The organism is Leptotrichia sp. OH3620_COT-345 (assembly GCF_003932895.1).
In the GTDB taxonomy this organism is placed as follows: Bacteria; Fusobacteriota; Fusobacteriia; order Fusobacteriales; family Leptotrichiaceae; genus Pseudoleptotrichia.
Window position 1 is genome coordinate 1 of record NZ_RQYW01000153.1, and the last position, 358, is coordinate 358.

At 34.9% G+C, this 358-nt stretch carries 1 pseudogene; it reads left to right on the top strand.

Going from position 1 to position 358, the window contains the following annotated elements:
- A pseudogene (gene istB, locus EII29_RS11675) lies at positions 1-358 on the top strand (IS21-like element IS712 family helper ATPase IstB); the annotation flags it as partial.

Here is a 358-nt window from a genome sequence, read left to right on the forward strand (position 1 = left end):
GCGCTCCTTCAGGAAAGACGATTAAAAAAAGCCCATCTGCCTTATGAAAAGCGTGTGATGGACTTTGATTTTCAGTTTCAACCGAAAATTAATAAAGCAGAGATTTTAGATTTACATACCTTACGTTTTTTAGATAAGCATGAGAATCTTCTCTTCATTGGCAATAGTGGCGTAGGTAAGACATATTTAGCTATTTCTATCACTTTAGAAGCCCTAGAGAAAGGTTATAGCTCTTACTTTTGTATGAGTACTGAATTAGTGGACCGTTTATTAAGAGCCAATCAAAAAGGAACTTTAGAGCGAGTATTAAAACAGTATGCCAATTATGATGTACTTGTTATTGATGAAGTGGGTTATC